Consider the following 8,353-nt stretch of genomic DNA (forward strand, 5'->3'; position numbering starts at 1 on the left):
GCTCTCAACGCTGTTACTCGCCAGTTTCAACCATCACGGCCAACGGCCCCTTCTGCCCCTCGACGATCCGGGCGACAAGCCGCTGTTCGGGGTCGACCTCCTCGATCCCGCCGCGCCGCAACGTTTCCATATGGACGAAGACGTCGCCGGGCTTGCTCTCGCGCACCAGGAAACCATAGCCTTTCAAGCGGTTGAACCATTTGACCGATACCGGTTCGAACGGCCCCGCCTGATCAGCCAGCGCGACCCGGTCGGGCCGCTCGACGACGCGGCGCACCGGTTCGACCGCGCTCGACAGGTCGATGTCGAGGATTTCCGCCGCCTGCATCCCGCGTGCCCGGCGCACGGCGTTGCAGGTGATGACTGCCCCTTCGGGCAGGGTACGACGCCCATGGGGTTCGAGGACCGAAAAATGGATCAGGACGTCGCCGATCGCCGGATCGTCGGCGACCGCGAATCCGAAGCCGCGGGTCACGTCGAACCATTTGATCGCGCCCCGCACCGCCGGGACGATCTCTTCGCGCGCAGCCGCCATCGCGGCCGGCTCCGCCTGTCCCATCACGCAATCATCGGCAATCGTTCGCGCTTCCAGACGCATCGTCGCGTGCTCCCCCTGGGGCACACTCTATCACGATGTTTCACGAACGCGACGATTTCTTTACGATGCTACCCGTCCCAGTCCGCATCGTCGTCGGACGCCGGCAGTCCGACGATGCGCCGGGCCAGCGCCGGGGCGTGCCCCGCCCGCACCATCGCCGCGATCTGTTTCTCACGGCGGTCGCGCTCCACCGGCACGGTCGCGAACGGCCCGATGCGCTTGCGTCGGGCAAAGGCGAGCGCCGCGCCCTCCGCCCCCTCCTCCAGCGTGTCGTGGAATTCGCTCGTCTCCTCCTCGCCGACGCCTGCCTGGCGCAGCGCATCGCGCACCCGCCGCGCGCCCAGCCCGCGCCGGGTCATCGACGCCACCCGCGCCTCGGCAAAGGCGCGGTCGTCGACATAGCGCAGCTCGGCCATGCGGTCGGCCAGCGCATCCACATCGATCTCCCCCTCCCGCCCACGCTCGCGCAGCTTGCGGTGGAGATAGGCGACCAGCTTCGCCCGCGTGGTCGCATAGCGTTCAACATAGCGTAAGGCGGCGCGTTCCAGGGCGGGCTGGTCGAGCGGTGGCAGCGGGCGGCGCGGGTCTCGGGACATGCGCCATGTTTGTGCCACACTGGGCGGCGATTTTGAAATCAACTGTGCCGCGCGGCCCTTTGCCGCTATGGCGACACGCTTCGAACGCCGCGTATCGCGCGAACGGGCCTGAGAGTTGGACAAGAATGACGACGAATCTTGAAGGAAGTGTTGCAGTTTCGCTGGAAGCGACCCCGACCGTGGACGCGTTGCCACGCCGGTTCGCCGACTTCGCGACGCTGGGCGACGCGATGGATTATGCGGCGCAGGGCTCGCGCGGGCTGAACTTCCACGACGCGCGCGGTACGCTGAAGCGCCCCTATCCCTTCCGCGAGATGCGCGAGGATGCGCTGCAACAGGCTTATCGCCTGATCGCCAAGGGCGTGCGTCCCAACGATCGCATCGCGCTGATCGCCGAGACGGGTGCGGAGTTTGCGGCGCTGTTCTTCGGCGTGGTCTATGCTGGCGCATGGCCGGTGCCGCTGCCGCTGCCCACCTCGTTCGGCGGGCGCGAGGCCTATGTCGAACAGCTGCGGGTGCAGCTGGCCAGCTGCGATCCCAAGACGCTGTTCTACCCGGCCGAACTGGAAGCGATGGCGGGCGAAGCGGCGCGGATCGCCGGGGTCGAAGGCATTGATTGGGAAAGTTTTTCGACCGCCGAAGCGGTCGCGGTCGAGCTGCCCAAGGCGTCGAGCGACGATATCTGCTACCTGCAGTATAGCAGCGGATCGACCCGCTTCCCGCATGGGACCGAGATCACCCATGCCGCGCTGCTGAACAACCTGTCGGCGCACAGCCATGGCATGCAGCTGGTCGATCAGGATCGCTGCATTTCGTGGCTGCCCTGGTATCACGATATGGGGCTGGTCGGCTGCTTCCTGTCGGTCGTCGCCAACCAAGTTTCGACCGACTATCTGAAAACAGAGGATTTTGCCCGCCGTCCGCTGGCATGGCTGGACCTCATCACCCGCAATACGGGCAATTCGATTTCCTACTCGCCGACCTTCGGCTACGACATCTGCGCGCGGCGCATGTCGAGCCAGACCAAGGCAGCGGACCGGTTCGACCTGTCGCGCTGGCGGCTGGCGGGCAATGGCGCGGACATGATCCGGCCCGATGTGATGCAGTCGTTCGTCGACGCCTTCGCCGATGCCGGGTTCAAGGCGTCGGCGTTCCTGCCGTCCTATGGCCTTGCCGAGGCGACGCTGGCGGTGGCGATCATGCCGCCGGGCGAGGGCATCATCGTCGAACTGGTTGAAGAGACGGAACTTTCCGGCGGCACCGGCCGCGCCGACCGGCCGCAGCGGTATCGCGCGATCGTGAATTGCGGGAAGCCGGTGAAGGACATGACGGTCGAGATCCGCGAAGAGGACGGCACCCCCCTGCCCGAACGCGCGATCGGCAAGGTCTGGTGCAAGGGGCCGTCGCTGATGAGCGGATATTTCCGCGATCCGGAGGCGACCGCGGCGTGCATGGTCGACGGGTGGCTGGACACCGGCGACATGGGCTATCTGTCTGACGGATATGTCTATATCGTCGGCCGGGCCAAGGACATGATCATCGTCAACGGCAAGAATCACTGGCCGCAGGACATCGAATGGGCGGTGGAGCAGCTGCCCGGGTTCAAGGCCGGCGACATCGCCGCGTTCGCGATCACGACGCCGGGCGGCGAGGAAACGCCAGCGGTGCTGGTGCAGTGCCGGGCGTCGGACGAGGGTGAGCGGCTGCGGCTGCGCGAGGAAATTCGCGAGCGAGTCCGGTCGGTTACCGGCATGAACTGCGTGATCGAACTGGTCCCGCCGCGCACCTTGCCGCGGACGTCGTCGGGGAAGCTCAGCCGGGCGAAGGCGCGGAAATTGTATCTGGAGGGTGAGATCAAGCCTTACGCCATCGCGGCGTGAGCGCTTGGGGATAGCCCCCTCCACCACCGCTTCGCGGCGGTCCCCCTCCCCACCTTGTGGGGAGGATTTAATGCTTTCCTACAAGGCTTCGGACAGCTAGGTCAGAAATCGGCCTTGCCCTTCCGGTTCGACCGGGATAGAGGCCGCGTCCGCACACGAGTGTAGCTCAGCTGGTAGAGCATCGGTCTCCAAAACCGAGGGCCGGGGGTTCGAATCCCTCCACTCGTGCCAGCGCGCCGCCGCGCCGATCCCCGAAACTGATGGACTGGATTCGACGACGATGTTCCGCGCGCTGTACGACTGGACGCTCCGCCTTGCCAATCATCGCCATGCGGTGCGCAGCCTGGCGGTCGTGTCGTTCTGCGAAAGTTCGTTCTTTCCGATCCCGCCCGATGTCGTGCTGGTGCCGGTCATCCTGCAGCACCGCACCCGCGCCTATCAGATCGCGGCGATCTGCACGATCGCGTCGGTGCTGGGCGGGATGGTCGGCTATGCCATCGGCTATTTCCTGTGGGACACGGTCGGCGCGTGGGTCATCAACCTGTACGGGTTGCAGGACAAGGCGGCGAAGTTCCAGGCGGGCTTCGCCGAATATGGCGCGGCGATCATCCTGCTCAAAGGACTGACGCCGATCCCGTTCAAGCTGGTGACGATCGCGTCGGGCCTCGCCAAGTTCAACTTCGCGCTGTTCGTCCTCACCGCGACGATCACTCGCGCCTTCCGCTTCTTCCTGATCGCGTTCCTGCTCAAGAAATATGGCGCGCCGGTGCAGGAGTTCATCGAGAAGCGCCTGACGATGATCGGCATCCTGCTGGTCGTCGCGCTGGTCGGCGGGTTCGCGGCGGTCAGCCTGTTGTAACCGTTTCGGATACGATTGCCGGAATCGTCGCGAAACGATCCTTCTGCCAAGAGCCGCCCCAGCGCGATGGTCGCGCGTGGGGGGACAGAAATGAAATGGACGATGGTCGCCGCAATGACGGCGGTGCTGGGGGCGGCGCCGGCATGGGCGCAGGACAGGCCGTTCGACCCGTATGGCGATGGTGGCGAGGTCACCTATCGCGACCCGATGACCGGGTTCCGGGTCGAGGTGGCGGGCGGCTATGACCGGCTGGAAATCAATTACGTCGACGACGACACCAAATATTATGATGGCGCCGACGGTATCCGCTATGGCGGCGAGATCGGATATGATGTCGCGATCGGCGGCACGGTGCTGCTGGGGGCCTATGGCGGCTATGCCGGGGCGTCGACCAAAAGATGCGACGATATCGGGTTATCGATCGAGCTGTGCCAGAAGGCGAAGGGCGAATGGTCGGGCGGGGTCCGGCTGGGGCTGCGGGTGGCCGAGCGGGCGCAGGTCTATGGCAAGGTCGGCTATGCGTCGATGCCGCTGGAGTTCCGCTATAATACGGATCGCACGACCGAGACCTATGCCGGGATGCACTTCGGGCTGGGTGGCGAGATCGGGCTGGGCAGCGGCGCCTTTGCGAAGGCGGAACTGGTCGCGACCAATTTCCGGACGAAGGACCGGATCTACGAAGGGCTGAATTTCGACCGGCGGCATGCGGTGGCCGGGTTGGGCTATCGGTTCTGAGGGGTTCGGCGCGTCGGGGTCCCGCGTTTCGCGCCAGAAGAAGAAGCGGGACCCCGGGTCAAGCCCGGGGTGACGATGGGGGAGCGGCGAGGTGGAAGCGCGGTCGGCCGGCCCCGTAGCAGGGGGGCCGGCAGGCCCCTGCCCCGCACGCTTGCTTCCCGCTTCCGAGATCGCTAGATACCATGCCCAATCCGACAGCGTGGATGGGCCGCGCCGGTTCCCAGAAGGGACCGGACGGGGCCTTGTGTCCGGCGGTCGGTCGAACCGATAATGAAGGTCATGCACGTGGCGAAAGTTACCCCCGTCGAATTCATGCGGCAGGTCCGGGCCGAAACCGCCAAGGTGACGTGGCCGACGCGCAAGGAAACGGTGATGACCGCGGTGATGGTCGTCATCATGACGACGCTGCTGGCGGTCTTCTTCCTCGGCGTGGATTCGGCGTTCGACGCGATCGTCAAGGGCCTGCTGCGGCTCGCGCAGTAACCGCGCTCGCACCCCCTATAGCTTTAAGGACACCCATGTCGCGCTGGTACATCATTCACGCCTATTCCGGGTTCGAGGGCAAAGTCCGCGATTCGATCCTGTCCGAAGCGACGCGCCTCGGCCTCGACCACGCCGTCGAAGCGATCGAGGTCCCGACCGAGAATGTGACCGAAGTCCGTCGCGGCAAGAAGGTGCAGTCCGAGCGCAAGTTCATGCCCGGTTACGTGCTGGCGAAGCTGGACCTGAGCGACCAGGTCTATCACCTCGTCAAGAACACGCCGAAGGTGACGGGTTTCTTAGGCTCGTCGGGCAAGCCGCAGGCGATCAGCGAGGCGGAAGCCACGCGGATGCTGAACAGCAAGGAAGAGGCCGCCGCCTCCCCCGCCAAGACCAAGATCAAGGTCGATTTCGAGATCGGCGATTCGGTCAAGGTGCTGGACGGCCCGTTCGCGAGCTTCAACGGCGTGGTCGAGGAACTGGACTTCGACAAGTCGAAGGTGAAGGTCAGCGTGTCGATCTTCGGGCGCGCGACGCCAGTGGAACTGGATTTCGAGCAAGTGGAACGAAGCAAGTAAGGCGCAGCCGAAACTTGCTGTCCGCACGCAGTTAGCGCCAGCTAACTGCGAGACGGCGGACACCGGCCGGCGGGTGCAACCCGACCGACGTTAGCGGCGTAGGGCGACAAGCCCTGCGCCGTTTTTGCGCTTACTTCCTGATGATCGACAGCGGCGAGCGGCATCGATAGCCTATCCCGGAACGCCCTTTCCCGGAGGCAAGCCAATGCACGCAATCCGGCGTTTCTATGCCGAGCCGGGCCGCACGTCGCGCGCAAGCCTGACGCTGATCGCCATCGTCGTCGCGGCGATCCTGTATGCCGTGCCGTTTGTCGACTGGACGTGGGGACTGACACCCAATTTCGGGATCGGCATGGTGGGCGGCGCAGCGTTCGGGACATTCGTCGTCGCATCGATCCGCCGGATGCGCGATGCCGCCATCAGCCTGCGGCTGGCCGGATGGGTCACGCTCGGTGTCCTCACCACGTTCGTGGTCGCGCTTTTGACGATAGCACGCAGCGATGCGCCGTGGGCGAATGCCGTTTTGGACATGCTAGTCTATGTCGTACTGGGCCTCTGGCTGGCGATCGCCGTTTGGCCCCGGCATCCGGTCGACGATCCCCTACCGACCGGCCGCTACCGCGCAGGCTATGGCATCCTGCTGGCCTTCATGATCCTTGGCGCCGGGATCGTCGGATTCATCGCGTGGGTCTCCACCGGCATGCATGAGGCGAATGAACGCCGAATGGAGTATGAGCAGCGTCGGGAACGGGAGGACGCGGGTCGCGGCGACAACAGTTTTTAGGACAAGGTGCTGGACGGCCCGTTCGCGAGCTTCAACGGCGTGGTCGAGGAACTGGACTTCGACAAGTCGAAGGTGAAGGTCAGCGTGTCGATCTTCGGGCGCGCGACGCCAGTGGAACTGGATTTCGAGCAGGTCGAGAGAAGCAAGTAAGGCCACGCCTTACTTGCTGGCCGCACGAAATTAGCGTCAGCTAATTTCGAGACGGCGACCGACCGGCCGGCGGGTGCAAACCCGACCGACGTTAGCGGCGTAGGGCGAAGGCCCTGCGCCGTTTTCGCGTTCGATACGCAAACGCATAGCTAAACACCGTCTACGCTGATGTTGCGTATGGCAAATAACGCGATGTGGACCTAAGAACGAGAAGCAAGAACTTTCTTTGGAACGAAGAAAAGTAATGCCTTGTTAGCAATGATATATTCGAAGATACTTCGTTCAGTAAAACGCTTCCCCATTCGTCAGGCCGATATCTCATAATATTTGAAAACATGCTTGTAATTAGAAAATGAACCGCGACCTCTGGGAGTATTATAGGAAAAAACGGATTTTCAATGAACCACAGCTTTCCTCGAAGGTCCGTATATATCATCGCCCTTATCTGACCTGATCGCGCCGCCGGAACTATTACAGTTGTTTTACCGTAACGCTCACCTATTTGAAATCCGGAAAAAGCTTGTTCAATAGCGAGAGCACTTGGCCTGACCTCACCGTTCCCAATTTGAAATTCCCAAGTCACACTTCGGATATCATTGGAATTCACGATTTCCAGCGGAAAACACCTACTCTGCCTATTAGTCGTCAATTTATAATAGTCAGCCATTTCAGGAATCAAACTAAGAAGCGTTCCCAAACTAACGTCAAATTTAGTTTGATAGAACTCCATAACCGATTTTGCGCAGTCGATATTGAAAGAAACACCGGGGACTTTTACCAGATGCGTCGGGAAAGCCCCCACTAAATCACTAAACGTTCCCCGTGGAGAATCCCCGCCAAACTGCGCTTGTATTGTTGCTGGGAGATAAGACATGCCATGCGAACCGGGCAACATATCCTTCCTATAGCGAAGCGGGTTGTTCAATATTATTATACCGTACGTATATGCAGTAAGTGCATAGAAAAAATTGAGAGGCTTAACCATAAGAGAGCCATTTCTTCCAGCAAGGAACAACTCCCTTCCTTGACTGAAGCAATTTTTCATTCTTGCAGCTTCATCTGCTGTTATTCCTGAATTACTATTGCCTCCAACCGATATCTTGCGTAGCTTGTAAAGATCTCTCAGCTCGTTAATATTTTCCAAACTTTCAGCCAGTTCTATACTAGCATCCTCAAAATCAAGAGATTCTATAGCCAGAAGACTTATAGGATCCTCTCTCGCAATACGTTTCCTCACCTCATTTATTACTAGTGAGGTATTCTTTGCGGGAATGAGATCTGGATCTTTTAGGTCGGGAAGACCTTGAGCCTCCTCATAATCACGAAGACTCATTGCCGGCTTTTCACCAGGCTTATTGCCTGCTTTCCATTCTTGGAGAATTTCTGCCTTCCGGTTTAAGAGAGCGTCATAATCTGGTTCAGCCGCAAATATCGGCTGATTAGCCGCTTCAGTTTTTGAAAATTTGTCATGGGCAATTTCGTCGAGCATCCCACCCCCCCGTTGTTGAAGGTTTAGGGTAACCAACACCTTTGAAATTGCCAGATGTTTCAGGACCAAAGTCCCGACTGCCTGCACTCTGGAAGTCGATGAAAGCCCTCCGGCGGCCTATCCGGCATTACAAGGAAGTAGCAGGCTACTACTAAAGCTTCCCCTTCCCCCGAAGCGCAATCTCCAACGCCACCTCCCAGCCTG

The 8,353-nt window shown here is 61.3% G+C and carries 9 protein-coding genes, 1 tRNA gene and 1 pseudogene; 8 read left to right on the plus strand and 3 right to left on the minus strand.

Translation table 11 applies throughout. The annotated features are described in order from the left end of the window. Nucleotides 1–13 precede the first annotated feature (13 nt). Both CA237_RS09505 and CA237_RS09510 read right to left on the minus strand, forming a co-directional pair. The gene (locus CA237_RS09505; RefSeq protein ID WP_232308044.1) at nucleotides 14–535 is read right to left on the minus strand and encodes a cold shock domain-containing protein; all 522 of its coding nucleotides are present in this window, start codon (nucleotides 533–535) and stop codon (nucleotides 14–16) included. Between the two features lie 131 nt (nucleotides 536–666). Then, nucleotides 667–1,194, minus strand: a complete 528-nt coding sequence (locus tag CA237_RS09510) for a RecX family transcriptional regulator (RefSeq protein WP_066693170.1) — start codon at nucleotides 1,192–1,194, stop codon at nucleotides 667–669. Nucleotides 1,195–1,319: 125 nt separating this feature from the next. Here CA237_RS09510 and CA237_RS09515 point away from each other — a divergent pair, with 125 nt between their 5' ends. The 8 genes and pseudogenes from CA237_RS09515 to CA237_RS09550 all read left to right on the plus strand — a co-directional run. Continuing rightward, nucleotides 1,320–3,074 (plus strand): fatty acyl-AMP ligase, encoded by a 1,755-nt coding sequence (locus CA237_RS09515; RefSeq protein ID WP_066693173.1) that lies wholly within the window; start codon nucleotides 1,320–1,322, stop codon nucleotides 3,072–3,074. A gap of 155 nt (nucleotides 3,075–3,229) precedes the next feature. Further along, nucleotides 3,230–3,305: transfer RNA gene (locus CA237_RS09520), tRNA-Trp, on the plus strand. 49 nt (nucleotides 3,306–3,354) lie between these two features. Next, on the plus strand, nucleotides 3,355–3,933 hold the full coding sequence (locus CA237_RS09525; protein WP_066693176.1) for a YqaA family protein: 579 nt from the start codon (nucleotides 3,355–3,357) through the stop codon (nucleotides 3,931–3,933). A gap of 90 nt (nucleotides 3,934–4,023) precedes the next feature. After that, nucleotides 4,024–4,668 carry an outer membrane beta-barrel protein gene (locus CA237_RS09530; RefSeq protein ID WP_066693178.1) on the plus strand — a complete coding sequence of 215 codons (645 nt, stop codon included), beginning with the start codon at nucleotides 4,024–4,026 and terminating at the stop codon, nucleotides 4,666–4,668. A gap of 285 nt (nucleotides 4,669–4,953) precedes the next feature. Continuing rightward, nucleotides 4,954–5,151: a preprotein translocase subunit SecE gene (gene secE, locus CA237_RS09535; protein WP_084401776.1), complete on the plus strand. Its 198-nt coding sequence runs from the start codon at nucleotides 4,954–4,956 to the stop codon at nucleotides 5,149–5,151. A gap of 35 nt (nucleotides 5,152–5,186) precedes the next feature. Beyond that, a complete protein-coding gene (gene nusG, locus CA237_RS09540; RefSeq protein ID WP_066693182.1) occupies nucleotides 5,187–5,726 on the plus strand; it encodes a transcription termination/antitermination protein NusG in 540 nt (179 codons plus the stop codon). A 205-nt stretch (nucleotides 5,727–5,931) separates the two neighbouring features. After that, nucleotides 5,932–6,510: a hypothetical protein gene (locus tag CA237_RS09545; RefSeq protein ID WP_126013901.1), complete on the plus strand. Its 579-nt coding sequence runs from the start codon at nucleotides 5,932–5,934 to the stop codon at nucleotides 6,508–6,510. Between the two features lie 3 nt (nucleotides 6,511–6,513). Continuing rightward, nucleotides 6,514–6,660 (plus strand): annotated as a pseudogene (locus CA237_RS09550) (transcription termination/antitermination protein NusG); the annotation flags it as partial. A 160-nt stretch (nucleotides 6,661–6,820) separates the two neighbouring features. Here the strand turns inward: CA237_RS09550 and CA237_RS09555 are convergent. Continuing rightward, nucleotides 6,821–8,149: a YaaC family protein gene (locus CA237_RS09555; RefSeq protein WP_126013903.1), complete on the minus strand. Its 1,329-nt coding sequence runs from the start codon at nucleotides 8,147–8,149 to the stop codon at nucleotides 6,821–6,823. Between the last annotated feature and the right edge of the window lie 204 nt (nucleotides 8,150–8,353).

It is taken from the genome of Sphingomonas sp. ABOLH (assembly GCF_003951715.1).
GTDB classification, from domain to species: Bacteria; Pseudomonadota; Alphaproteobacteria; order Sphingomonadales; family Sphingomonadaceae; genus Sphingomonas; species Sphingomonas hankookensis_A.

Bases quoted from the DNA above. Each gene is read 5' to 3' on its own strand.
- CA237_RS09545 (WP_126013901.1), top strand. From the start codon at position 5,932: ATGCACGCAATCCGGCGTTTCTATGCCGAGCCGGGCCGCACGTCGCGC.
- CA237_RS09525 (WP_066693176.1), top strand. From the start codon at position 3,355: ATGTTCCGCGCGCTGTACGACTGGACGCTCCGCCTTGCCAATCATCGC.
- CA237_RS09505 (WP_232308044.1), bottom strand. From the start codon at position 535: ATGGCGGCTGCGCGCGAAGAGATCGTCCCGGCGGTGCGGGGCGCGATC.
- CA237_RS09555 (WP_126013903.1), bottom strand. From the start codon at position 8,149: ATGCTCGACGAAATTGCCCATGACAAATTTTCAAAAACTGAAGCGGCT.
- CA237_RS09510 (WP_066693170.1), bottom strand. From the start codon at position 1,194: ATGTCCCGAGACCCGCGCCGCCCGCTGCCACCGCTCGACCAGCCCGCC.
- nusG (WP_066693182.1), top strand. From the start codon at position 5,187: ATGTCGCGCTGGTACATCATTCACGCCTATTCCGGGTTCGAGGGCAAA.
- CA237_RS09530 (WP_066693178.1), top strand. From the start codon at position 4,024: ATGAAATGGACGATGGTCGCCGCAATGACGGCGGTGCTGGGGGCGGCG.
- CA237_RS09515 (WP_066693173.1), top strand. From the start codon at position 1,320: ATGACGACGAATCTTGAAGGAAGTGTTGCAGTTTCGCTGGAAGCGACC.